Origin of the sequence: Roseinatronobacter domitianus (genome assembly GCF_023336755.1) — a bacterium.
Lineage (GTDB): Bacteria > Pseudomonadota > Alphaproteobacteria > Rhodobacterales > Rhodobacteraceae > Roseinatronobacter > Roseinatronobacter domitianus.
Genome location: NZ_JALZWP010000016.1, coordinates 36,343 through 59,077, shown reverse-complemented (window position 1 = coordinate 59,077; position 22,735 = coordinate 36,343). Strand labels below are relative to the sequence as shown.

At 61.7% G+C, this 22,735-nt stretch carries 18 protein-coding genes; 10 read left to right on the top strand and 8 right to left on the bottom strand.

Annotated elements, in window-relative coordinates:
- Positions 1 to 17: 17 nt before the first annotated feature.
- From M3N55_RS13775 to M3N55_RS13755, 5 genes are all read right to left on the bottom strand, one after another.
- The gene (locus tag M3N55_RS13775) at positions 18 to 1,262 is read right to left on the bottom strand and encodes an MFS transporter (RefSeq protein WP_249060050.1); all 1,245 of its coding nucleotides are present in this window, start codon (positions 1,260 to 1,262) and stop codon (positions 18 to 20) included.
- A gap of 51 nt (positions 1,263 to 1,313) precedes the next feature.
- Positions 1,314 to 4,763, bottom strand: coding sequence for a chromosome segregation protein SMC (smc, locus tag M3N55_RS13770; RefSeq protein WP_249060049.1), 3,450 nt, complete (start codon positions 4,761 to 4,763; stop codon positions 1,314 to 1,316).
- 128 nt (positions 4,764 to 4,891) lie between these two features.
- Positions 4,892 to 5,353: a cytochrome c maturation protein CcmE gene (gene ccmE / locus M3N55_RS13765; RefSeq protein ID WP_249060048.1), complete on the bottom strand. Its 462-nt coding sequence runs from the start codon at positions 5,351 to 5,353 to the stop codon at positions 4,892 to 4,894.
- A gap of 12 nt (positions 5,354 to 5,365) precedes the next feature.
- Positions 5,366 to 6,394, bottom strand: coding sequence for an N-acetyl-gamma-glutamyl-phosphate reductase (gene argC / locus M3N55_RS13760; protein ID WP_249060046.1), 1,029 nt, complete (start codon positions 6,392 to 6,394; stop codon positions 5,366 to 5,368).
- Positions 6,395 to 6,464: 70 nt separating this feature from the next.
- Complete coding sequence (locus M3N55_RS13755) at positions 6,465 to 7,277, bottom strand: glutamate racemase (RefSeq protein WP_249060044.1); 813 nt, start codon at positions 7,275 to 7,277, stop codon at positions 6,465 to 6,467.
- 244 nt (positions 7,278 to 7,521) lie between these two features.
- Between M3N55_RS13755 and M3N55_RS13750 the strand changes: the two genes are divergently transcribed.
- From M3N55_RS13750 to grxD, 5 genes are all read left to right on the top strand, one after another.
- The gene (locus M3N55_RS13750) at positions 7,522 to 8,421 is read left to right on the top strand and encodes a LysR family transcriptional regulator (RefSeq protein ID WP_249060042.1); all 900 of its coding nucleotides are present in this window, start codon (positions 7,522 to 7,524) and stop codon (positions 8,419 to 8,421) included.
- 324 nt (positions 8,422 to 8,745) lie between these two features.
- On the top strand, positions 8,746 to 9,369 hold the full coding sequence (locus M3N55_RS13745; RefSeq protein WP_249060040.1) for a class I SAM-dependent methyltransferase: 624 nt from the start codon (positions 8,746 to 8,748) through the stop codon (positions 9,367 to 9,369).
- Positions 9,370 to 9,453: 84 nt separating this feature from the next.
- Positions 9,454 to 11,619 (top strand): phosphoribosylformylglycinamidine synthase subunit PurL, encoded by a 2,166-nt coding sequence (gene purL / locus M3N55_RS13740; protein WP_249060038.1) that lies wholly within the window; start codon positions 9,454 to 9,456, stop codon positions 11,617 to 11,619.
- A 52-nt stretch (positions 11,620 to 11,671) separates the two neighbouring features.
- Positions 11,672 to 11,914 carry a BolA/IbaG family iron-sulfur metabolism protein gene (locus M3N55_RS13735; RefSeq protein ID WP_249060036.1) on the top strand — a complete coding sequence of 81 codons (243 nt, stop codon included), beginning with the start codon at positions 11,672 to 11,674 and terminating at the stop codon, positions 11,912 to 11,914.
- Positions 11,915 to 11,957: 43 nt separating this feature from the next.
- On the top strand, positions 11,958 to 12,317 hold the full coding sequence (gene grxD / locus M3N55_RS13730; protein WP_249060034.1) for a Grx4 family monothiol glutaredoxin: 360 nt from the start codon (positions 11,958 to 11,960) through the stop codon (positions 12,315 to 12,317).
- A gap of 5 nt (positions 12,318 to 12,322) precedes the next feature.
- Here the strand turns inward: grxD and M3N55_RS13725 are convergent, their stop codons facing one another.
- The gene (locus M3N55_RS13725; protein WP_249060032.1) at positions 12,323 to 14,392 is read right to left on the bottom strand and encodes a ComEC/Rec2 family competence protein; all 2,070 of its coding nucleotides are present in this window, start codon (positions 14,390 to 14,392) and stop codon (positions 12,323 to 12,325) included.
- 85 nt (positions 14,393 to 14,477) lie between these two features.
- On the opposite strand from M3N55_RS13725, the gene gltX reads away from it, so the two are divergent.
- The 5 genes from gltX to M3N55_RS13700 all read left to right on the top strand — a co-directional run bounded on the left by gltX (position 14,478) and on the right by M3N55_RS13700 (position 19,504).
- The gene (gene gltX / locus M3N55_RS13720; RefSeq protein WP_249060031.1) at positions 14,478 to 15,881 is read left to right on the top strand and encodes a glutamate--tRNA ligase; all 1,404 of its coding nucleotides are present in this window, start codon (positions 14,478 to 14,480) and stop codon (positions 15,879 to 15,881) included.
- 75 nt (positions 15,882 to 15,956) lie between these two features.
- Entirely contained in the window at positions 15,957 to 17,249 is a 1,293-nt protein-coding gene (gene gltA / locus M3N55_RS13715) for a citrate synthase (protein ID WP_249060029.1), read from the top strand.
- A gap of 102 nt (positions 17,250 to 17,351) precedes the next feature.
- Complete coding sequence (locus M3N55_RS13710) at positions 17,352 to 18,065, top strand: hypothetical protein (protein ID WP_249060027.1); 714 nt, start codon at positions 17,352 to 17,354, stop codon at positions 18,063 to 18,065.
- Positions 18,055 to 18,882 carry a nucleoside triphosphate pyrophosphohydrolase gene (gene mazG / locus M3N55_RS13705; RefSeq protein ID WP_249060026.1) on the top strand — a complete coding sequence of 276 codons (828 nt, stop codon included), beginning with the start codon at positions 18,055 to 18,057 and terminating at the stop codon, positions 18,880 to 18,882. The genes M3N55_RS13710 and mazG overlap by 11 nt, the downstream gene beginning before the upstream one ends.
- The gene (locus tag M3N55_RS13700) at positions 18,869 to 19,504 is read left to right on the top strand and encodes a DUF1638 domain-containing protein (protein ID WP_249060025.1); all 636 of its coding nucleotides are present in this window, start codon (positions 18,869 to 18,871) and stop codon (positions 19,502 to 19,504) included. The genes mazG and M3N55_RS13700 overlap by 14 nt, the downstream gene beginning before the upstream one ends.
- A gap of 69 nt (positions 19,505 to 19,573) precedes the next feature.
- Here M3N55_RS13700 and M3N55_RS13695 read toward each other — a convergent pair whose 3' ends face one another.
- Together M3N55_RS13695 and glnE are read right to left on the bottom strand one after the other, a co-directional pair.
- Positions 19,574 to 19,816, bottom strand: a complete 243-nt coding sequence (locus M3N55_RS13695; protein ID WP_249060022.1) for a hypothetical protein — start codon at positions 19,814 to 19,816, stop codon at positions 19,574 to 19,576.
- Positions 19,813 to 22,602 (bottom strand): bifunctional [glutamate--ammonia ligase]-adenylyl-L-tyrosine phosphorylase/[glutamate--ammonia-ligase] adenylyltransferase, encoded by a 2,790-nt coding sequence (gene glnE, locus M3N55_RS13690; RefSeq protein ID WP_249060063.1) that lies wholly within the window; start codon positions 22,600 to 22,602, stop codon positions 19,813 to 19,815. Before glnE ends, M3N55_RS13695 begins: the two co-directional genes overlap by 4 nt.
- Positions 22,603 to 22,735 lie beyond the last annotated feature (133 nt).

Below are 22,735 nucleotides of genomic sequence, written 5' to 3'. Positions count from 1 at the left end.
GATGGGGGCAAAGCCCCCTAAACCGGGCGCAGATTCAGGCTCCGTTCGCGCACGGGCAAATGCACAATGGCCGAAAACAGCCCAACGCCAACACCGATCCACCACACCAAGGTGTAATCGCCATACAAATCATACAGCCGACCGCCCAGCCAGACGCCCAGAAAACTGCCCAGTTGATGGCTGAAGAACACGATGCCGTAAAGCGTGCCCATGTAACGCAGCCCATAGATATGCGCGATCAATCCTGATGTCAGTGGCACCGTGGCCAGCCACAACGCCCCCATGACAAGGGAAAACAACAACACAGAGCCCGGCGTGATCGGCGACAGGATGAAGGCCGCAGCGACCACCGTTCGCGCCATGTAGATGCTGGCCAGCAGGTATTTCTTGGAATAGCGCTTGCCCAGCCATGCCGCAAAGATCGTCCCTGCAATATTGGCCAGCCCGATCAACGAAATCGCAATCGCGCCCAGCGCAGACGTGGTGGTAATCCCAAACCCCGCCAGCAGTCCATTCGGGTCTATCGGGCCGCACATCTCTGTCACCATCGCCGGAAAATGCGCGGTGACAAAGGCAAGTTGATAGCCACAGGAAAAGAACCCCAGAAAGATCAACGTAAAGCTGGGGTCACGCGCGGCCTGTTTCAGCGCAGCGCCCATGCTTTGTTCCAATTCCGCACGGGTTGCCGGTGCGGGCGCGCGCATCATCGGCAGGGCGGCCATGGCCAGCAGGATCGCGGCGGCAAAGATGACGAAGACAGTCTGCCAGCTATAAAACCCCAGCAATATCTCTGCCACTGGCGCCCCGAACACTTGCCCGGCACTGCCCGCAGCGGTAGCGATACCCAAAGCCAGTGACCGATTCTCATCCGACGCCGCGCGCCCGACCACCGCAAGGATAACCCCGAAACCGGTTCCCGCCACGCCGAATCCGACCAAGACTTCCAACCACTGATGCGCCTCTGGCGTGACCGCGAAAGATGACAGCACCAGCCCGGCGGCATAAACCAACGCACCCAGCAGGATCGCGCGACGGTCGCCGAAGCGTTCTGCAAACGCGCCGAACAAGGGCTGGCCAATGCCCCAGGCAAGGTTCTGAATGGCAATCGCCAGAGAAAATTCAGCCCGCAGCCAGCCGAATTCTTCGGCAATCGGAATCTGAAACACGCCGAAACTGGCGCGAATGGCGAAGCCGATCATGATAATGATGCAGCCGCCAAGCAGGACAGGTGTCATCAGAGGGGCGGCTGAACGGTCCGGCATGGGGCACCTTGCGACAAGATGCGTTTAACATGTTCAAAACCTGTCAGGGCGTCAAGCCACCATGCCCTCGGCCTGCGACAAGTCCACACTGACCAATTGGCTCACCCCGCGCTCGCCCATCGTCACGCCGAACAGCCGGTCCATACGCGCCATGGACAGCGCGTTATGCGTGATGACCAGATAACGCGTGTCGGCGCGGCGCGTCATCTCGTCCAGCAGGTCACAGAACCGGGCAACATTGGCATCATCCAGCGGCGCGTCCACCTCGTCCAGCACGCAAATCGGGGCGGGGTTTGCAAGGAACACCGCGAAGATCAGCGCCAGCGCCGTCAGCGTCTGCTCGCCCCCCGACAGCAGCGACAGCGTGGACAGCTTTTTGCCCGGTGGCTGGCACATAATCTCCAGCCCGGCATCCAGCGGGTCGTCGCTTTCCACCAGCACCAGCCGCGCCTCGCCACCGGCGAACAAGTGTTTGAACAGGTTTGAAAAACTTGCATTCACCTTGTCAAAAGCAGCCAGCAAGCGTTCGCGCCCTTCGCGGTTGAGCGCCGCAATTCCAGAGCGCAGCTTGGCGATAGCCGCTTCCAGATCGGCCTTTTCCTGCACAAGGGTATCATGTTCGGTCTGCACCGCGCGGGCATCTTCCTCGGCGCGCAGATTGACCGCGCCCAAAGCGTCGCGCGCGCGGCGCAAGCGTGTCAGGTCCGCATCAAGCCGCGCGGGCTCGGCTACATCGGCGGGGTCCAGCGCAAGCTCTGCCAACAGGGCTTGCGGCGTGCAGTCGAGCGCCTCTGAAATGCGCGCTGTCGCGCTGTCGGCCACACCCTGCGCAGCCTCGCGCTGTGCCTCGGCACGGGCGCGGGCCTCGCGCGCATCGGCGCGCGCGCGCTCGGCCGCGCGATCTGCATCGGCGGCAGCGCGGGCGGCAGCTTCACTGGCCTTCAAGGCGTCTTCGGCAGCGGCGGCGCGGGCCTCGGCGCGGCTGATCTCGTGTTGCAACGCCGTGCGCTTCTCGGCCAGCAACGAGGGCGCATCTTTCGCATTCGCCAAGCGTCTTTCGGCCTCGTCGCGGCGGTCGGTCAGGTCGGCCACACGCGCTGACGCGGTGCTGAGGCGCACGCGCCACCCGTCCAGCGATTTGGCAACCTCTTGGGCACGGCGCGTGCGGGCGGTGCTATCGCGGCGCAATCCGTCGGCCTGCGTGCGCGCGCTCAGCCAGTCGTTGCGAAGGTCTGTCACTTGCGCTGCAAGCGCATCTGCTTTTGTGCGGACCTGTGTCAGGTCGGGCAAGTCGGCTTGTGCCAAAAGCAACGCATCCCTGTGCGCTTTCAACTCTGCCAACTCGGCGCGCGCGCGGGCAGACCGGTCTTGTGCCGCATCGCGGTTGGATTGCGCCGAGTCATACGCGGCTTGGGCGCGTGACATGGCGCGCGCCGCATCGCTCAGTTGCGCTTCGGCGGATTTGCGCGCGCTTCGGGCTTGCGCTTCGGCACCTGCCAGCGCGTCGAGCCGGGCTTTACGCGACTCATGCGCCGTTATGCACGCCTGCTCGAGCTGTTCGGCTTGTGCCAGATCGTGGCGCAGGGCCGCCAGCCGATTCCGCTGTTCCAGCCGCAGCGCGGTGGTGCTGGTGGCATCGCGTGCGGCAAGGTGCAGCCCGTCCCAGCGCCATAAATCGCCCGTAAGGCTGACCAGACGTTGACCGACGGCAAGCCGTGTTTGCAAGGCAGCACCGTCTTCGGGCAAGACAATCCCGACCTGCGACAACCTACGCGCCAGCACAGCGCTTCCGGTGACATGCGGGGCCAAAGGGGCTGCCTGCTCCGGCAACGCAGCAGGCGCGGCATAGTCAGGCAAACCGACCCAGCCAGACCCGCCATCTGCCAGAGGCGCGCGCAGATCATCGGCAAGAGCCGCGCCCAGCGCCTGCTCATATCCGGGGGCCACGGTCAGGCTGTCCAGAAGCTGCGCCGCAGGTCCGGCATCGCGCGCGACCAGTTTCGCAAGCGCGGCATGTTCCGACCGCAGGCTGCGCAATGTGCCTTCTGCATCTGACCGCTCGGCGCGTGCAGCGACCTCGGCGGCCTGCGCCTCGGCGCGGGCGGCTTCGGTCTGGGCAAGCGTGTCTTCGGCGTTTGCGGTCAGTTCCTCGGCATGTTGCGTTTCGGTCTTGGCTTGCGCCATAACCTGCGCCAAGCGATCCAGATCGGCGATTGCGGCAGACTGTGCGGCCTCGGCCTGCTCTGCCGCCGCTTGCGCCGTTTCCAGCTTGCGCGTGCCCTCTGCAATGGCGGCGGCTGCGCTTTCGGCTTCGGCAGATAGGCGCGCCGTTTCTTGCGTAGCAGCACTATACAAGGCTTCAAGCTTTGTCAGTTCTTCGGCCAAAGCTTCCGTGCGCTGGTCGGCCTCGTGCTGGCGATCATCCGCGCCCTCGCCTGCGGCGATCAACTCTGCCTGCTCGGTCTCCAACTGGGCGATCGTGTCATCGGCATCGGTATTCAGGGCATCTTCGCGGGCGATATCCTGATCCAATTGCGCGATCCGCGCACGCAGGCTGCGCAACTGCGCCTGTGCGCGGTCCATATCAGCATCAAGGCTTTGGCGCTGAACCGCAAGACGCTGCAACACCGCGCCCGCCACCGCCGATTCTTCGCGCAGCGGGTCGAGTTTGGCTTCGGCATCCTCGCGCGCGCGGCCTGCCTGATGCGCCGCGCTCTCGGCCTGAGCCACGCCGCTCAAAGCCGCACGCAGGGCGCTTTCGGCATCTGCGCGCGCCACATCCGCCTCGCGCCAGCGGGCGAACAGCAACATCCCTTCGGTCCGGCGCAGCTCTGCCCCGATCTTGCGGTAGCGTTCCGCCTGCCGCGCCTGTCGCGCAAGGCTGGCAAGCTGCGCCGCAAGCTGCTCTATCACATCGGACAAGCGTTCCAGATTGGTTTCTGTCGCCCGCAGGCGCAATTCGGCATCATGACGGCGGGCATATAGGCCGGAAATCCCCGCCGCTTCCTCCAGGATGCGGCGGCGTGCCTTCGGCTTGGCCGATATCAGCTCTGAAATTTGGCCCTGCCGCACCAAAGCCGGGCTATGCGCACCGGTCGACGCATCGGCGAACAGCATCTGGACATCGCGCGCGCGCACATCCTTGCCGTTGATCCGGTAGGCGCTGCCAGCATCGCGGGTGATGCGCCGCACGATTTCCAGCGTGTCACTGTCGTTGAACGAGGCAGGCGCAAGACGGTCGGAATTGTCCACCTGCAAGGTAACTTCAGCAAAATGGCGCGCGCTGCGGCTGTCGGTGCCTGCAAAGATCACGTCTTCCATGCCCGATCCGCGCATGGCGCTGGCGCGGTGCTCGCCCATGACCCAGCGCAGGGCTTCCAGCAGGTTCGACTTGCCGCAGCCATTCGGGCCAACCACGCCGGTCAGCCCCCGATGGATTATCAGATCCGTCGGGTCAACAAAGCTTTTGAAGCCATTAAGGCGCAGGCGTGTGAACTGCATCTGGGTCCGCTGGTTGAACCCTTCCAGACTGGCAATGAGTCTGGCACAGAGTCAAGCGGCCAGACAGCATACAGTGGCAAAATGTGCCCCGCCTACAAGATATGGGCAGCTTACCCGATGATGGGACGTTAGGTCTGCGGCTCTGTCTGCGGGTCCGGCCCGTGCCATTCGCCCTGCTCTTTCAGCGCTTCCATCACCTCTCGCGGCATGTAAGTCTCATCATGCTTGGCAAGAATTTCACTTGCTTCAAACACGCCATTGACCAGCCGACCGGTGCCGACCATACCCTCGTTTTCCGTGAACAGGTCAGGCAGAATACCGCGATAGGTGACTTCTACCGAGGCCGGGCCATCTGTGACCCGAAAGCGCACCGTGTCGGATTGGCCGCGCACGATGGAGCCTGCTTCCACCAAGCCACCGATGCGGAACACTTCTGTTGCAGGTGGTGGCGATTCGACCACCTGGCTGGGCGAACGGAAGAAATTGATCCCGTCGCGCATGGCATAGCCGATCAGCGCGGTCGATAGCGTCAGCGCCACCGCCGCAACGGCAATGACTTGGATACGGCGGGTTTTCTTCAAACTCTTCATGTCATCCTCACCTTATGGAAAGACGGGTGCGCCCATCAGACCGGTCGTTTCAGGCAAACCAAGCATAAGGTTCGCGTTCTGGACCGCCTGCCCGCTGGAGCCTTTGCAAAGGTTGTCCAGCACGCCCACGACCAGCGCGCGCCCCGGTATACGGTCGCCCACAACCCCAATATGCACGAAATTCGATCCACGCACATCATGAGTCGACGGTGTTGTGCCAAAAGGTAGCACATGAAGAAATGATTCAGCGCAATATCGGTCCTTCAAGACCGCATGAATGCGCCGCGCGTCGCCATCAAGCCACGCGGTCGCCAGAATACCGCGGTTCATTGGCAACAAATGCGGCGTGAACTGGATATGCACGTCACGCCCCGCAATGGCCGAAAATTCCTGGTCGAACTCGCCCAGGTGGCGATGCGTGCCGCCAACCGCATAGGCCTGCGTGCCCTCGGACAGTTCGGCATGGAGGAGGTTTTCTTTCAGCGACCGCCCTGCCCCGGAGACCCCGCATTTCAGGTCAAGGATGATGCGGTCAAGGTCGATGCACCCGGCTTCGATCAACGGACGCAGGATATATTGCCCGGTCGCCGCATTGCAGCCGGTCCCTGCAACCAGACGCGCGGTGCGGATATCATCGCGGTAAAACTCGGTCAGGCCATAGACGGCCTCTGCCTGCAACTCTGGCGCGGCATGGGGTTGGCCATACCAATGCGCATAAGCTGCCGGATCGCGCAGGCGGAAATCGGCGGACAGGTCCACGATTTTCAAGTCGCGCGGCAAATCCTTGATGACCGCCTGACTGGTCGCGTGCGGCAGCGCGCAAAAGGCCAGATCGACTTGGGCGAAATCCACCTCCTCTATGCGGCACAGGTCCGGCAGGTCCAGATGCCGCAGAAAGGGAAAGACCGCGCCCATGGGCTGACCCGCCTTGCGTTCGCCGGTGAGCGCCACGATCCGGAACTCCGGATGTGTGGCGATCAGGCGCACAAGTTCCGCGCCGGTATAGCCAGAGGCGCCGAGGATTGCGATACGTTTGGTCATGGTGACGTTCCCCTTGCGACAGCGCGGAGTGGCAAACCGCGTGCCGTGAGTATTTTTGGCAAGATGAAGATCAAGCCGGTTGAAAGCTGATCTGGCGGCGCAAAAATTGCGTGGCCTTGCGAGAGACATTGGCCGGGTCGCCCGTGGTCAGAAACAGCGACTGGTGGCCCGACCCGATCATGTCTGGACGGCGTTTGAGATAGTCAGACAAGCTGTCGGCGACAAGGTTCGGTTGCGAATAGACCGCCACATCGGGACCAAGGGCGGCGCGAAACGCGTCTTCCAGCAGCGGGTAATGCGTGCAGCCCAGAACGGCAGCTTGCGGGTGCGGCATACGGCGCTTGAGCGATTCGACATGGCTATGCACGAGGGCTTCGGCAAGGATCATGTCGCCCAGTTCGATCGCATCGACCACGCCGCCGCAGGGCTGCGCCTCGACATCGACCCCAATGGCGCGGAAAGCCAGTTCGCGCTGGAACGCTCGGCTGGACACGGTGGCAGGCGTGGCGAACAGCGCCACATGCTTGACCTCAACTTCGCGCGGCGGCGAGTTGTCGCCCCACTGGCGTTCGGTCATCGCCTCTATCAGAGGTACGAACACGCCCAGCACGCGCTTGTTTTCGGGCACCCATGTTTCCTGCATGCGTTTCAGCGCGGCGGCTGACGCCGTGTTGCAGGCCAGAATCACCAGGTCGCACCCTTCGGCCCAAAGCCGTTCGACCCCGGCGCAGGTCAGATCGAAGATTTCATCGGCGTTGCGCGTGCCGTAAGGGGTGTGCGCATTGTCGCCGAAATAGACGAAGGGCACATCCGGCAGCTTATCCGCCAATGCGCCCAGCACCGTCAAACCACCCAAGCCAGAATCGAACACGCCGACTGCCATTTGCCTTATCCTTGGTCACAACGCCCGAACGCGGCAAATCCGCCTTGGGCAATCGCTGCATGATTAGGCCGCGCGGGCGCGAAAATCCATCCTGTTCTTTGATCGGGCATGCCTGCTCAGCAAACGGACATCTGTCATGAGAAATTAAGGAATGCCCTGTATTCCGCAGGTCATGCTTTGCACAGCGCCGTTTTCAGCATATTACGCGGGGAATGGTTGCGGAAACAATGAAGTAAAAGAAGCGATGGACTGGGACAAATTGCGCATATTTCACGCAGTTGCCGATGCAGGCAGCCTGACGCATGCGGGCGACGTGCTGCAATTATCGCAATCGGCAGTCAGCCGACAGATCCGCGCGTTGGAAGAAACCCTGGACGCAAGCCTGTTCCACCGCCATGCGCGTGGGCTTATCCTGACCGAGCAGGGCGAGTTGCTGTTCAACGCCACCAAGGCCATGTCGCGTGAGTTGGAAACCGCCTCGGCGCGCATCCGCGACAGCGAGGACGAGGTTTTCGGCGAATTGCGCGTGACCACGACAACGGGGTTCGGCACGCTTTTTCTGGCCCCCCGCCTGCCCGCGCTTTACGCCCAATACCCGGAATTGAAAATCGACCTTATGCTGGAAGAGCGCGTTCTCGACCTGCCCATGCGCGAGGCTGATGTCGCGATTCGGATGAAGGAACCCAGCCAAGCCGACCTGATCCGCAAACGGCTGATGAATGTGAATATGCGGCTGTTCGCAACGTCTGAATATTTGCGCGCCAATGGCACACCAGCGATTGTAGAGGACTTGTCGGATTACCGACTGATCTCGCAGAACGTAACCTCTGCGCAGGTCAGCGTTGGCGCGCAACTTATTCGCGAACTAAATGCGCGCACCCTGCGATCCACCTTCACCGTGAACAACTATTTCGGGGTCTTGCAGGCGGTGCTGAACCATCTGGGCATTGGCGTGCTGCCGGATTACGTGGCAGAGGATTTCCCCGAACTGGTGCATGTCCTGCCCGAAGTCTCGAGCGGTGACATTCCGGTTTTCTTGGCCTTTCCCGAAGAACTGCGGCATTCACGGCGGATCGCAGCATTTCGGGATTTCGTGGTGCAGGAAATTCAGGCCTATCGGCGGGCCCGTCAAATTCAACCCTAGCGAGCAAGTTTTCTGAGGCATGTATGCAACGCATAGCCGAGTTGTTCGCGCTGCAGAGGCATTTAACTTGCGCAGCAAGTGTTTGGTCATTTAATAGGCAGCTAAGGCGTGAGTGTAATCCATTCATGTCTTAACCTCCCTGTTGGACTTCGGCCGAGCTTTTTTGCTCGGCCTTTTTTTGCGCAATTTGCTGGCTTGGTTGGCATGTTCCGGATGCGGGCGACCGGTGCGGCAAACCGATTACGACTCCCAAGCTCTGCTTTACCCTGGCCGCCGCGCGCGATAGCGTTTTTGCACAAAGGAATTTCTTTTATGGAGGTGCGAATGCCTCATGACGATTCCAATGCAGATTTCCTGAAACGCGCCGATGCCGCCTTTCCCATGCCGCAGCGAGAACTGGATCGCCTTGCACAGCGCCGCTGGATATTGCGCTATGCGCGCAACGGCAGTGTCGGTGCGGAAATCGGAGTGTTTCGGGGGCATTTCAGCGAAATCATTTGCCAGACGGTTTCCCCTCGAAAACTCTATTTGATTGACCCATGGACCAAGCTTGGCGAAAGATTCGGATGGGGTAAAGCCTATACCGCCAATGATACCTTGCCCACTGCACAGGCGCGCGATGAGGCGCAGGCGCGGGTTGCGACTTTTGAAAATGTCGAGACGGTTCTGGTAGAAGACCACTTCCCCGCCTGTCGGGGCAGTCTGGCAGAAAAGCTGGATTTCGCGTATCTTGACGCATCGCATGATTACGCAGCGACGCTAAAGGAACTTTCCGCGCTCTCGCCGCAGATGGCACCGGACGGGATCATTCTTGGGGATGACTGGCAGATCAACCCAGCCCATCAACATCACGGTGTGTTCCATGCAGTGCAGGACTATACCCGCCATGAGCCATGGCAGATCGTGGCGGCCGGACCGGGTGGTCAATGGGCGCTGGCGCGTCGCTGATGGCCCAAGACCGGCGTTTGCCCCCTTTTTCTTGTGCGGATGATACCCTAAGAGGCAGCAAGCTTGCCTGAAAGGATGCGCCCGATGACCGACCCAGCCCTGACACCTGACCTGATCGCAGCGCATGGCCTGTCGTCAGAGGAATACGACAGCATCCTAGACATCATCGGGCGCGAGCCGAGCTTTACCGAGCTTGGCATCTTCTCGGCCATGTGGAACGAGCATTGTTCCTACAAGTCATCCAAGAAATGGCTGCGCACACTTCCGACCTCTGGCCCGCAGGTCATTTGCGGCCCTGGCGAAAATGCGGGCGTGGTCGATATTGGCGACGGGCAGGCCGTGATCTTCAAGATGGAGAGCCACAACCACCCCTCCTATATCGAACCCTATCAGGGGGCGGCGACCGGCGTGGGCGGTATTCTGCGCGACGTGTTCACCATGGGCGCGCGGCCCATCGCGGCGATGAACGCGCTTAGCTTTGGCGCACCCGGCCACCCGAAAACCCCGCATCTGGTGTCGGGCGTGGTTCAGGGTGTGGGCGGCTACGGCAATTGTTTCGGCGTGCCAACCGTGGGCGGAGAGGTGCGCTTTCATCCCGCCTATAACGGCAACTGCCTTGTGAATGCGTTTGCCGCCGGGCTGGCCGACAGCGACAAGATTTTCTATTCGGCGGCCAGCGGTGTCGGAATGCCCGTGGTCTATCTGGGCGCCAAGACGGGCCGCGACGGTGTTGGTGGTGCCACGATGGCCAGCGCCGAATTCGACGACACGATCGAAGAAAAGCGCCCCACCGTGCAGGTGGGCGACCCGTTCACCGAAAAGCGGCTGTTGGAAGCGTGTCTGGAACTGATGGCCTCCGGCGCGGTGATTTCCATTCAGGACATGGGGGCCGCGGGCCTGACCTGCTCTGCGGTGGAAATGGGCGACAAGGGCGGCTTGGGCGTGAAGCTGCAACTTAATGACGTGCCACAACGCGAAGCGGCGATGACCGCCTATGAGATGATGCTGTCGGAATCTCAGGAGCGCATGCTCATGGTTCTGAAGCCGGAAATGGAAGCCGAGGCCCGCGCGATCTTCGAGAAATGGGATCTGGATTTCGCCATCGTGGGTGAAACCATCGCCGAGGACCGCTTCCTGATTCTGCATGGCAATAACGTGGTGGCGGATTTGCCGCTGTCGAAACTGTCCTCCAGCGCGCCCGAATATGACCGCCCATGGGTTGAAACGCCCGTGGCCGACGACCTGCCCGAACTGCCCGCGATTGCACCGCTGGACGGGCTGCGCGCGCTGATCGCATCGCCCAGCTATGCCCATAAAGGGTGGGTCTGGGAGCAATATGACAGCCAGGTGATGGGCGATACGATACGCACCCCCGGCCTTGGCGCGGGTGTGGTGCGCGTGCACGGCACCAACAAGGCGCTGGCCTTCACCAGCGACGTGACGCCGCGCTATGTGCGCGCCAACCCGTTCGAAGGTGGCAAACAAGCCGTGGCCGAAGCCTACCGCAACCTGACCGCCGTGGGCGCAACCCCCTTGGCCAGCACCGACAACCTGAATTTCGGCAACCCCGAAAAACCGGAAATCATGGGCCAGTTCGTTGGGGCCATTCAGGGCATTGGTGCGGCCTGCACCGCGCTCGACATGCCCATCGTGTCGGGCAATGTCAGCCTGTATAATGAAACAGATGGCCAGCCTATTCTGCCCACGCCGACCATTGGCGCAGTTGGGCTGATTGCTGACATGGCCGATATGATCGCTGGCCTGCCCGTTGCGGGCGATCTGGCAATCGTTATTGGCGAGACGACGGGCCATCTTGGCCAATCTGCGCTTCTGGCAGAGGCCGCAGGGCTGGAGCTGGGCGACGCCCCCTATGTCGATCTGGACGCAGAGCGCCGCAATGGCGAGTTCATCCGCGCCAACCGCACGTGGTTCAACGCCGCGACGGACCTGTCGGATGGCGGGCTGGCACTGGCCGCGTTCGAGATGGCGGAGGCCGCAGGTCTTGGCGTAACCCTCGACAGTGGTGACATAGGCCAGCTTTTTGGCGAGGACCAAGCGCGCTATCTGATCGCCGCCAGCTTCGATCAGGCAGAGGCGCTGATGGTCGCCGCCGGGCAAGCCGGTGTCACAATTGCAATGGTGGGCCGGTTCGGGGGCGATTCAGTTCAGCTTGGGCGCGACAGCGCAGCCTTGGCAGAGTTGTCCGCGCTTTATCGTACCAGTTTCGCGAAAGCTGTCGCTGCGGCTTGATTCAGTAAAACTCGGGGATTACCTAACCCCAAGACCAGACAGGGACCATAACATGGCCATTTCCGCTGAAGAGCTAGAGACACTTCTGAAAGAGAGCTTTCCCAAGGGGACTGTTACCATCACCGACCTTGCTGGTGACGGAAACCACTACGCGGCGGAAGTGATCGATGAGAGTTTTCGCGGGTTGAACCGCGTGCAGCAGCAACGCGCCGTCTATGCCGCGCTGAAAGGCAAGATGGACGGCAGCCATGGCGAATTGCACGCGCTGGCCCTGACCACCAAAGCCCCAGACTGAATAGCCCGACTGAACCGCCCGACTGAACCGAAAGAGGATTGCCATGAGCGCCCAAGAGACGATCAAGAAAACCGTCACCGACAATGACGTGGTGCTGTTCATGAAAGGCACCAAGACCATGCCACAATGCGGCTTCTCCAGCCGTGTGGCCGGGGTGCTGAATTTCATGGGTGTCGAATATGCCGATGTGAACGTGCTGGCAGATGAAGATGTGCGCCAGGGCATCAAGGAATATTCCGACTGGCCGACCATCCCGCAGCTTTACGTCAAGGGTGAGTTCGTCGGCGGTTGTGATATCGTGACCGAGATGACGCTGTCGGGCGAGTTGGACCAGCTTTTCACGGCAAAGAATGTCGGCTTCGACAAGGATGCCGCCGAGAAGATCCGCGAAGCCAACGCCTGAGACAATCAGCGCGCGGTCCATGGCCGCGCGCCCTCGGCGTCGCGCGCGCTTCGCTGGATTGGGCCATTTGGCCCTGCCACAAAGGCAACCGCCCCTGAAGCGCCCAGATTACGTGGGGTCAGGACGCGGCATGGCCCCGCGATTGCGGCCGCTGGCTCGGTATTTGTGACCAGTATGCGCCCCGGCAGGCATAGCGCATCCACGCCCATCAGCGCGCCTTTGCCTGACAAGTGGACGACATCCAGCCCACGCCCTTTCAGCAGCACCACAGCATCGCTTGGGCCATGCGTGCCACGCATTTGCGCTTGTTCTTGGCTGGCCAGATCACCATCGCCCTGCAACCAGCTTTCGGCGGCAAAAGCACCGGACCGTGCACGGCTGAGGATGCGGCCCTCTGGCCCCATCAGCCCCACGACTGCGCCGTCATCCGCGATAAACAACACAGGCCGTTCGGCCAGCGCCCAGCCCAGCACCGCAACAGCCACAACCGGCACGCCCAACCAGCGCGCGGGCGCAGCCCAGATAATCAACCACAGTGCCCCCAGCGCCATGGTCGGAATCACCCAACCGGGCGGTTGCACAACGCCTGTGACCGCGCCATCCAACCCTGCGACAAATCTTGCGACCAGCAATATCCAGTCAATCGCCGGGGCCATGACAGCCAGCGCCAGCCCCTCCAGCCCGAAGGGGGCAAGCACCGCCGCGACCACGCCTGCGGGCATGATGACCAGCCCCATCAGCGGCACAGCAGCCAGATTGGCCAGCAGCCCGTATTCCACCAGACGGTTGAAACTTGCCGCCGCGATTGGCGCGGTCGCCACGCCTGCGACGACCGAGCACAGCACAATCGACACCACCGGCATGGCCCAGCGCGGCACGCGGCCCCGCCATGTGCCGTCATCATTCAGCGCGCGGAAAATGGCGACAAGGGCCACTGTGGCAGCAAAGCTCATCTGGAAGCCAGCCTGCACCAGCGCCTCTGGCCGCAAAAGAAGAACGATCACGGCAGCCATCGCCACGCTGCGCAATGAAATGGCGCGACGATCCAGCAGCACCGCCACAAACATGACCGCCACCATGATATAGGCGCGCTGCGTGGCCACGTTCCCGCCCGACAGCGCCAAATAGAGCGCACCGGCCGCCAGAGCGCCCAGAGCGGCCAGTTTCCGGGTGGGCATGCGCAAAGCAAAGCCGGGCCATAGCGCCATCACCAAGCGTAGCGCCGCAAAGACAAAGCCGGTCAGCAACCCCATATGCAGACCCGATATCGCCAGCAGATGCGCAAGGTTGGAATTGCGCAAATCCTCCAGATGCGCGACATCCACGCCAGAGCGGTCGCCGGTCAGGATGGCGGCAGCAAAACCGCCCGCTGCCCCCGGCATTTGGTCCTGAATGGCTTTCGACAGGCGCGCACGCAGCGCTCCCAAAGGCGCGCCACCTTCGTCACGCAGCTTTAGCACCGGCAGGCGCGTATACCCAACCGCCCCCAGACTTTCGAACCATGCGTGGCGGCGAAAGTCGAACCCGCCGGGTTCCGACGGCCCCGGCGGCGGCGACAGATGCCCCGTTGTCATCACCCTCAGACCGGGCCGAGGGGTGATGAACCCTTGCTCCCCATGCAACGAAATCCGCACAAGCGCCGGGGTGCGGCTGGGCGACAGGCGCTCAAGGCGGGGGCGGTCCAATGTCAGCCGCAACGCGCCGCTGGCAGAGCGGTCAACCTTGACAATGCGTCCTTCGATCGGGCCGTAATAGCGATAGTCCAGCACCGGGGCGGCCACCATATGCGTGCGCCACCCCGCTAGCGCGACGCCCAGTCCGATTATCAGGCACGCTGTAGCCAGCGGCCGCAGATTAACAGGCAATGCCACCGCCAAAGCGCCCAGACAGGCCATCGCCGCGCCAAGCCAAGCCCAATTTTCTGGCGCGGGTTCCGCGGGCAGGCCAAAATAAAGCCCAATCCCGATCCCAAGGCCGACCGGCACGAACAGGAACAACCGCCCGCGTTGCGCGGCCAGTGCCAGCGCGACCGGGCCTTCCCCGATACCGGCCAAGCCACCTTCCCTGCCGGTCACAGCCACCCTTGCCCTATCCCTTGTGCTTGCCTAGAACCCTGACAAAGAATGCCCCTTCGATGGTTTCCAAAAGGTTAATAAACCCATGTCCGATACGCCTGTCGTTACCCGTTTCGCGCCCTCGCCCACCGGGTTCCTGCATATCGGGGGCGCGCGGACGGCGCTGTTCAACTGGCTATATGCGCGGGGGCGTGGCGGCAAATTCCTGCTTCGAATAGAGGATACCGACCGCGAACGCTCTACCCCAGAGGCGACAGAGGCGATTCTGAAAGGCCTGACGTGGCTGGGGCTGGATTGGGATGGCGACCCCGTCAGCCAAGCCGCCCGCGCCGACCGTCATGCAGAGGTGGCGCATCAGCTTTTGTCAGAAGGCAAAGCCTATAAGTGCTTTGCCACCCAAGATGAGATCGAAACCTTTCGCGAGGCCGCACGCGCCGACGGGCGCTCGACGCTCTACCGCTCGCCTTGGCGTGACGCGGATGCGGCCAGCCATCCCGATGCGCCCTATGTGGTGCGCGTGAAAGCTCCGCTGGAGGGCGAGATGACGATCCGCGACCAGGTGCAAGGCGATGTGCGCATTCGCAACGACCAGTTGGACGATATGGTGTTGCTACGCTCAGACGGCACGCCCACCTATATGCTCGCGGTGGTGGTCGATGACCATGACATGGGCATAACACATGTCATTCGCGGTGATGACCATCTGAACAACGCCGCAAGGCAAATGCTGGTTTATACGGCCATGGGGTGGGGCGTGCCAATCTGGGCGCATATCCCGCTGATTCACGGGCCGGATGGCAAAAAGCTGTCCAAGCGCCACGGTGCGCTGGGGGTCGAGGAATACCAGCTTATGGGCTACCCGGCCGCCGCGATGCGCAACTATCTGGCCCGCTTGGGCTGGAGCCATGGCGATGACGAATTCTTCACTGATTTGCAGGCACAAGAGTGGTTCGACCTTAAAGGAATCGGCAAATCGCCCGCTCGGCTGGATTTCAAGAAACTGGATCATTTGACCGGCCAGCACATGAGCGTTGCCAACGATGCTGCACTGCTGCATGAATTGGAACAATATCGGAGTGCAAAAGGACTGCCCGGCTTTGATAATGACAAAACAGAAGGGCTTTTGGCAGCTATGCCAACTGTAAAGGAAAAGGCCAAGAGCTTCGATCAAATACTTGAAAAGGCTTATTTTATTCTAACAGAAAGGCCCATTCAGCCGGACGAGAAAGCGGCCAAGGCCCTAGATGATGTATCCCGCGGTATACTGAGAGAATTGACGCCGCGCTTGCAAACTGCTACGTGGACCCGACCTGAACTGGAGGAGAGTGTCGGCGCGTTGGCACAAGAGCATGGCCTTGGTCTTGGCAAGCTGGCGCAACCTTTGCGCGCCGCCCTTGCCGGCAGAATGGCAAGCCCCAGCGTATTCGATATGATGCTTGTCCTTGGCCGCGCAGAAACACTTGCGCGGATACTGGACGCGACAGAATAATCCGGCGCATCTGTGCCGTGACCGTAGCCCATCTGCCCGGCCAATGTGCCGGCAGGCAGACATGAAGGAAGCGCAATGGCGGACATAGAAACGGCAAAGCTGACATTCGGCGACAAGGTTATCGATCTGCCGATCATGAAACCTTCAGTGGGGCCGGATGTGATCGACATTCGCAAGCTCTATGCACAGGGTGACGTGTTCACCTATGATCCCGGTTTCACCTCTACCGCGTCATGTTCTTCGACCATCACCTATATTGACGGTGACAAGGGCGAATTGCTGTATCGCGGCTACCCTATCGAAGAACTGGCCGACAAGTCGCACTTCCTGGAGTGCTGCTACCTTCTGCTTTACGGCGAACTGCCCAGCGCCGCAGAATTGGAAGATTTCGAGGCGCGCGTCACGCGTCACACCATGCTGCACGAACAGATGCAGTATTTCTTCCGCGGGTTCCGGCGTGACGCGCACCCGATGGCGATCATGGTTGGTGTGGTTGGCGCAATGTCGGCATTCTACCACGATTCGACCGATATTGGCGATCCGTGGCAGCGTGAGGTTGCGTCGATCCGCATGATCGCGAAGATGCCGACGATTGCCGCTTGGGCGTTCAAATATTCCATCGGCCAGCCGTTCGTATATCCGAAAAACAGCTTGGATTACTCGGGTAATTTCCTGCACATGTGCTTCTCGGTTCCCGCAGAAGATTATGTCGTCGACCCGATCCTGAGCCGCGCGATGGACCGCATCATGATGCTGCATGCGGATCACGAACAGAACGCCTCAACCTCGACGGTGCGTCTGGCGTCGTCCTCTGGTGCGAACCCGTTCGCCTCGATTGCCGCCGGGATTGCTTGCCTCTGGGGCCCTGCGCATGGCGGTGCGAATCAGGCCTGTCTTGAAATGTTGCAGGAAATCGGCACGGTTGACCGTATTCCCGAATATATTGCACGCGCCAAGGACAAGGACGATCCGTTCCGCTTGATGGGCTTTGGCCACCGCGTGTACAAAAACTTTGACCCGCGCGCGAAGGTCATGAAGCAATCGGCGGACGAGGTTCTGGGGCTGCTGGGGATCGATAATAACGAAACCCTGAAGGTCGCCAAGGAACTGGAAAAGATCGCTCTGGAAGACCCGTATTTCGTCGACAAGAAACTGTATCCGAACGTCGATTTCTACTCGGGCATCATTCTGGAAGCGATGGGTTTCCCCACGTCGATGTTCACGCCCATTTTCGCGCTGTCGCGCACCGTGGGCTGGATTTCGCAGTGGAAAGAAATGATTACCGATCCGGAACAAAGGATCGGCCGTCCCCGCCAGCGTTACATAGGCGCGCCGCGCCGCGAATATACAGAGATAGAGGATCGTTGATCCGCAGCGCCGCCCCAAGGGGCGGCGTTTTGCTTTGCCCGTGCTGGCTTTGCCCCTGCTCTTGGCCCTTGGATTTCGCCCTCTGCCTGTTATCTGTAGCGTATGATACAAATTTACCTTCTTGCCGCCGCCACTCTTGCGTTTCTGCTGTCACCGTCGCTGACGGACCCCTTCACCGGCTACGCGCCCGGCAGCTTTCCAGTGGAGCAAATTGACCCACCCGTGCAACCTGCGGGCTATGCCTTTGCAATATGGGGCGTCATTTACATCTGGCTGGGCGTAATGGCCGCCTATGCTGTCTTGCGCCGCAAGGGCGAAGCCGGATGGCAAAGCACAGCAGTTCCGCTGGCCCTAAGCCTTGGGCCGGGGGCAGCATGGCTGTGGGTGGCGGGATTTGCGCCACTCACCGCGACTGTGCTGATCTTCTGGATGATGGGCTTTGCCATTCTGGCGCTACTGCGCGCCCCGGCGACAGACCGTTGGTGGCTGCAAGCGCCGGTCGCTCTGTACGCAGGCTGGCTGACAGCGGCGGCGCATGTCTCGTTGGGTGTGGTGCTGGGCGGCTATGGCTGGCTGAGCGGCACGGGCGCGGCGGTGCTGTGCATCCTGCTGGCGCTTGGCGTGGCGGTGGTCGTGCTGTGGCGCAAACCGCAGGCGCCCGAATACGGTGCCGCGGTCGGCTGGGCGCTGATCGGGATTGCGGTGGATAATGCAGGCGCGAATACCACGGTAATGACCCTTGCCCTTGTCGGTCTGGCCGTGGTCGCCGCCATTGCCACGCGCGGCGCATTGAAAGACCCAAGCCATGCCGCATGACCCGATTGTCTTTGCGCGGGATGGAAGTGTTGCCCGCTTGCGCGCAATCATGGCCGCATTGCGCGACCCGGACAGCGGCTGCCCATGGGACATAGAACAAGATTTCACAAGCATTGCGCCCTACACGATCGAAGAAGCCTACGAGGTCGCCGACGCGATCGAGCAGCAGGACTGGCCCGCCCTTCAAGGTGAATTGGGCGACCTGCTGTTGCAGGTGGTCTATCACGCACAGATGGCCGATGAGGCCGGGCATTTCAGCTTTGCCGATGTTGCGCGCGCAATCAGCGACAAGATGGTGGCCCGCCACCCGCATGTATTCGGGGATGAGAGCCGCGAGAAATCGGCCGAGCAACAGGTAAACGACTGGGAAAAGGTAAAAGCCGCAGAGCGCGCGGCGCGCGCGCAGGGTGGGGTGCTGGACGATGTCGCCTTGGGCTTGCCGGCGCTCATGCGCGCGGTGAAGCTGCAAAAACGCGCGGCCCGCGTGGGTTTCGACTGGCCCGATACCGCGCAGGTGCTGGACAAGATCGCAGAGGAAAGCGCCGAACTGGTCGAGGCGCGCGACACGCTGACGCAAGCGCAAGTCACCGAGGAAATGGGTGATCTGCTATTCGTAATGGCGAACCTTGCCCGACATCTGAACGTCGACCCCGAAGAGGCGCTGCGCGCCGCGAATGCCAAGTTTACCCGCCGCTTTCGCGCCATAGAGGCGGCGCTCGCGGCTGAAAACCGTCGGCCAGAGGATAGCGATCTGATTGAGATGGATGTACTTTGGAACGCGGCAAAAGCGGTGGAGAAGGGCAATGCGGCTGGATGACAGCGTTCTGACCAAAGACGGGCTGCGCGCCAAAGGGCACGGGCGCATCCTGCTGTTGGCCTGCGGCGCTTTGGCACGCGAAATTCTGGCACTGAAGGCGGCCAATGGATGGGACCATATGGACCTGCACTGCCTGCCCGCCAACCTGCACCTGTGGCCCGACCGCATCCCCGATGCCGTGGAAAAATCCGTGCGGGAAAACCAGGCGCATTACGACAGGATTTTCGTGGTTTACGCCGATTGCGGCACAGGTGGGCTATTGCAGGCACGGTGTGACGCGCTGGGTGTCGAGATGGTCGCAGGGCCGCATTGCTATGCTTTTTTTGAAGGGGTCGATGCTTTTGCCGCCAAGGCCGAAGATGAGATTACGGCCTTCTACCTGACCGATTTTCTGGTGCGCCAATTTGATGCCTTTGTCTGGCACCCCATGGGCTTTGACCGCCATCCAGAACTGATTGGGATGATGTTTGGAAATTACACCAAGCTGATCTACCAAGCGCAGACCGAGGACGCGGGACTGGACGCCAAGGCCCGCGACTGCGCAGACCGTCTGGGGTTGGCCTATGAGCGGCGCTTCACGGGGTATGGCGATTTGGCGCGCGCGCTGGCGGCGCAGGCATAAGGGGCTTTGCCCCTCACCAGCCCCCTGCCGGGGCTGGTTTCACCCCAGGATATTTTAGCAAGGATGACTTCAGCCGCGCTTGCGACGGCCTGACCGTTTGGGCGCGGTTTCCAGCCCCTCGCGCAGGAGCGCGGTCATTGGGTGGTCGGGATTTTGTGCCGCGTTCAGCGCAAGCTGGTCGGAGAGCGCCGTTTTCTGATCCTGCCCGTCGGGCAGGCTAAGCGCCCAGTCGATCAGGATGGAACGGCACTCGGCATCGGTGATCCCGTCGATGCGGTAGCTTTCGCGGATCAGGCCCTTGGGGTCGGTCATGGTTGTGGTTCCGGTTGCGAGAGAAGGAGGTCGAATTGCGTGGCGGCGGCGTCGGCGCGGCTGTGGAGCATTTCGGTCAGCTCGTTGACGCTGGGGGCCCCGGCCGCGCGTAAAATCAGGTTCTGACCGGTTTCGCCAATCGCCGCAAGGTCCGGAATACTGTCAGCCAACAGCCGTCCGGTCGCCTGCATGTTCCAGCATAAGCGGTAGGCGTCCAGGAAAGACGCTTCTGTTGCCTTGTCGATGATACCGGCACGTTGGCCGGCCTGAAATTGTGCCTCTACCCGGCGGGTGTGATGACCTGCGGCAAGCGCGCAGAATTGCGCTGCTAGTTCGATATCCATCAGTCTGCCCGGCCCGGATTTGGCATCCCACAGCCCATGGGCGGGCTTGGCCTGTGCCAGCCGCGCGCGCATGTCGCTTACGTCCTGCTGGAGGGTCGCGCCGGTCGATTTCGCGGCCAGAATTATGCGGCGCACCTGTTCCACGGCAGCGGCGACCTCTGGACTGCCCGCAACATGCCGCGCGCGGGTGAGGGCCAGATGTTCCCATGTCCAGGCCTCTGTCTGCTGGTAAGCTTCGAATGCTGGCAAGCTGGTCGCAACCGGGCCTTGCCGCCCCGACGGCCGCAGCCGCATATCGACCTCGTAAAGCCGCCCTTCGGCGGTGGGCGCGCTGATGGCGGTCAGGAACGCCTTGGTCAGGCGGGCATAATAGCTGCGCGCATCAAGCGGTCGGCGACCATCGGATTGCGCATCGGTGTCGGCGTCATAAATCACGATCAGGTCCAGGTCAGAGGCCGCATTCAGCCGCCCCGCCCCAAGAGACCCCATACCCAGCACAACCGCGCCGCGCCCCGCAACCACCCCATGTTTGCGGGCGAATTCGGCCTGCACCACTGGCCAGAGCGCGCTCAGCACGGCCTCTGCCAGCGAGGCGTATTCCGCACCGGCCTGAAACGCGTCGATCAACCCGCGCAGATGATGCACACCCACGCGGAAATGCCATTCGCGCGCCCAGATGCGGGCAGCGTCCAACTGACGTTCGTAATCGTCGCTCTGATCCAGCCGTGTGGCAAGATCGGCGCGCAGCGCCGCTGTGCCGGGCCATGGCGCGAAGAAATCACCGCCGATGACGGCGTCGAACACCGCTGCATTGCGGGACAGGTACGCGGCCAGCCGGGGCGACGTGGTGCAGATATCGACGATCAGGTCGATAAGCTGAGGGTTGGCGTCGAACAGGGAAAATACCTGCACCCCCGCCGGAAGCCCGCCCAGAAAGCGGTCGAACTGGGCCAAGGCCGCTTCGGGATCGGCGGCCTTGTAAAGCTGGGTCAACAGCTTGGGCCGCATACGTTTGAATATCTCTTTGGCACGGTCAGAGCGCAACGCCGGATAGGCCAGCCAGCCTGCAACGATATCGGCGGCATGGTCAGACAGCTCTGGCTCAGCGCAAGCACTGGTGTCTGGCGCGAAGAAGCCTTCGGTCAGCGAGGACACATCTTGCAACCGCGTCAGCAAGCGATCGCGGAACGCCCCGGTATCTTCCAATCCGCAAAAGCGGGCGATCCGGTCCATTTCCTCTGGCCGGGTGGGCAGGGTCTGGGTCTGGGCGTCCTGCACCATTTGCAAGCGATGTTCGATTTCGCGGTGTTCTGTGTAATGCGCGGTCAGCTTTTCGGCCACGTCCGGCGGAATCCACCCCTTTGCGGCAAGTGCGGCCAACCCTTCGACCGTGCGCGGGCTGCGCAAGTCCGGGTCACGGCCGCCTGCAATAAGCTGGCGGGTCTGGGTAAAGAACTCGATCTCGCGGATGCCGCCTTGCCCCAGTTTCAGGTCGTGCCCATCCAGACACAGCGCGCCACCAAGACCCTTATGCGCCTTGATCCGCAAACGCATGTCATGCGCGTCCTGAATCGCTGCGAAATCCAGATGACGACGCCAGACGAAGGGGCGCAACGTGTCCAGAAACCGCGCGCCAGCCGCCAGATCACCGGCGCAGGGGCGCGCCTTGATATAAGCGGCGCGTTCCCAGGTGCGGCCAAGGCTTTCGTAATAGCGCTCGGCGGCATCCATCGACAGGCAGACGGGCGTGACGGACGGATCGGGTCGCAGGCGCAGATCGGTGCGAAAGACATAGCCATCGGCGGTCAGGTCCGACAATAGGCCATACATCTTGCGGGTCACGCGGATGAAAGACGCGCGGGCGTCATGATAGTCATCGGGGGCAAAGCCGGTTTCATCGAACAGGCAGATCAGGTCAATATCAGAGGAATAATTCAGCTCGCGCGCGCCCATCTTGCCCATGGCCAGCACCACCATGCCCGCGCCGCTGGCCGCATCTGCATCGGATTTTCCGGGCAATTTGCGGCGGCGAATTTCGTCGGCCACAAGGGCTATCAGCGCGGTATGCGTGGCACGGTCGGCCAGATCGGTGAGGGCGCCGGTCACTTGTTCCAGCGACCATACACCGCCCAGATCGGCCAGCGCCGATAGCAGGGCTATGCGCCGTTTGGCGCGGCGCAGGCGGGCCGATAGGTCGGGCAATTTGCAATCCGACAAACTGTCAAGCTCTTCTGCGCACGCCACCGCAGGATCGCGGGTCAGCGCACCTTTCAGCCAGTCGCGTTCGCGCAACATAAGTGCCTTCAGATAAGGGCTGCACCCGGCGGCACCCGCAATCAAGCCAGCCATATCCGCAGGCAACCCCGGCAAGGCCGCAACAGCTTCGCGCCCCGATTCGGGGTCATAGGGGATGGGCGAACGGGTAATAGAGCCAAAATTCATGGGCTGACCATGCCGCGCGACGCGGGTCACGTCAATTCATCCAAGTCATTCCGCAAGATACAGAATGTTCCGGGCGTGGGCGCTAACATTTCCGCGACATGCCACGACAGGGATTTTTTTCTTGCTTAAATTG

What these genes read in the sequence shown, in the direction of transcription:
- M3N55_RS13775 (WP_249060050.1), bottom strand. Translation starts at nt 1,262, where the DNA reads ATGCCGGACCGTTCAGCCGCCCCTCTGATGACACCTGTCCTGCTTGGC.
- smc (WP_249060049.1), bottom strand. Translation starts at nt 4,763, where the DNA reads ATGCAGTTCACACGCCTGCGCCTTAATGGCTTCAAAAGCTTTGTTGAC.
- ccmE (WP_249060048.1), bottom strand. Translation starts at nt 5,353, where the DNA reads ATGAAGAGTTTGAAGAAAACCCGCCGTATCCAAGTCATTGCCGTTGCG.
- argC (WP_249060046.1), bottom strand. Translation starts at nt 6,394, where the DNA reads ATGACCAAACGTATCGCAATCCTCGGCGCCTCTGGCTATACCGGCGCG.
- M3N55_RS13755 (WP_249060044.1), bottom strand. Translation starts at nt 7,277, where the DNA reads ATGGCAGTCGGCGTGTTCGATTCTGGCTTGGGTGGTTTGACGGTGCTG.
- M3N55_RS13750 (WP_249060042.1), top strand. Translation starts at nt 7,522, where the DNA reads ATGGACTGGGACAAATTGCGCATATTTCACGCAGTTGCCGATGCAGGC.
- M3N55_RS13745 (WP_249060040.1), top strand. Translation starts at nt 8,746, where the DNA reads ATGCCTCATGACGATTCCAATGCAGATTTCCTGAAACGCGCCGATGCC.
- purL (WP_249060038.1), top strand. Translation starts at nt 9,454, where the DNA reads ATGACCGACCCAGCCCTGACACCTGACCTGATCGCAGCGCATGGCCTG.
- M3N55_RS13735 (WP_249060036.1), top strand. Translation starts at nt 11,672, where the DNA reads ATGGCCATTTCCGCTGAAGAGCTAGAGACACTTCTGAAAGAGAGCTTT.
- grxD (WP_249060034.1), top strand. Translation starts at nt 11,958, where the DNA reads ATGAGCGCCCAAGAGACGATCAAGAAAACCGTCACCGACAATGACGTG.
- gltX (WP_249060031.1), top strand. Translation starts at nt 14,478, where the DNA reads ATGTCCGATACGCCTGTCGTTACCCGTTTCGCGCCCTCGCCCACCGGG.
- gltA (WP_249060029.1), top strand. Translation starts at nt 15,957, where the DNA reads ATGGCGGACATAGAAACGGCAAAGCTGACATTCGGCGACAAGGTTATC.
- M3N55_RS13710 (WP_249060027.1), top strand. Translation starts at nt 17,352, where the DNA reads ATGATACAAATTTACCTTCTTGCCGCCGCCACTCTTGCGTTTCTGCTG.
- mazG (WP_249060026.1), top strand. Translation starts at nt 18,055, where the DNA reads ATGCCGCATGACCCGATTGTCTTTGCGCGGGATGGAAGTGTTGCCCGC.
- M3N55_RS13700 (WP_249060025.1), top strand. Translation starts at nt 18,869, where the DNA reads ATGCGGCTGGATGACAGCGTTCTGACCAAAGACGGGCTGCGCGCCAAA.
- M3N55_RS13695 (WP_249060022.1), bottom strand. Translation starts at nt 19,816, where the DNA reads ATGACCGACCCCAAGGGCCTGATCCGCGAAAGCTACCGCATCGACGGG.
- glnE (WP_249060063.1), bottom strand. Translation starts at nt 22,602, where the DNA reads ATGAATTTTGGCTCTATTACCCGTTCGCCCATCCCCTATGACCCCGAA.